Consider the following 1081-nt stretch of genomic DNA (forward strand, 5'->3'; position numbering starts at 1 on the left):
TCCAGAAAAACATCTACTTCTGCTATGCCAAAGCCTTTGACTGTGTGGATCACAATAAACTGTGGAAAATTCTTCAAGAGATAGGAATACCAGACCAACTGACCTGCCACTTGAAAAATCTGTATGCAGGTCAGGAAGCAACAGTTAGAACTGCACATGGAACAACAGACTGGTTCTAAATAGGGAAAGGAGTAGGTCAAGGCTGTATATTGTCACCCTGCTTATTTAACTTATATGCAGAGTACATCATGAGAAACACTGGACTGGAAGAAACACAAGCTGGAATCAAGATTGCTGGGAGAAATATCAATAACCTCAGATATGCAGATGACACCACCCTTAGGGCAGAAAGTGAAGAAGAACTAAATAGCCTCTTGATGAAAGTGAAAGAGGAGAGTGAAAAAGTTGGCTTAAAGCTCAACATTCAGAAAACGAAGATCATGGCATCCGGTCCCATCACTTCATGGGAAATAGATGGGGAAACAGTGGAAACAGTGTCAGACTTTATTTTGGGGGGCTCCAAAATCACTGCAGATGGTGACTGCAGCCATGAAATTAAAAGACGCTTACTCCTTGGAAGAAAAGCTATGACCAACCTAGACAGCATATTAAAAAGCAGAAACATTACTTTGTCAACAAAGGTCCATTTGGTCAAGGCTATGGTTTTTTCCAGTAGTCATGTATGGATGTGAGAGTTGGACTGTGAAGAAAGCTGAGTGCTGAAGAATTGATGCTTTTGAACTGTGGTGTTGGAGAAGACTCTTGAGAGTCCCTTGGACTGCAAGGAAATCCAACCAGTTCACCCTAAAGGAGATCAGTCCAAAGTGTTCATTGGAAGGACTGATGCTGAAGCTGAAACTCCAATACTTTGGCCACCTGATGCAAAGAGCTGACTCATTTGAAAAGACCCTGATGCTGGGAAAGATTGAAGGCAGGAGGAGAAGGGGATGACAGAGGATGAGATGGTTGGATGGCATCACTGACTTGATGGAGATGAGTTTGAGCAAGCTCCAGGAGATGGAGACAGACAGGGAAGCCTGGCATGCTGCAGTCCATTGGGTTGCAAAGAGTTGGACATGAC

General features: G+C 43.6%; 1 protein-coding gene. It reads left to right on the plus strand.

What is annotated here, in order from left to right:
- The first annotated feature begins 179 nt into the window (after positions 1–179).
- Positions 180–692 (plus strand): reverse transcriptase domain-containing protein, encoded by a 513-nt coding sequence (locus tag AC5ZG1_RS43975; protein WP_496136516.1) that lies wholly within the window; start codon positions 180–182, stop codon positions 690–692.
- Positions 693–1081: the final 389 nt, after the last annotated feature.

The organism is Bradyrhizobium sp. Leo78 (assembly GCF_059512425.1).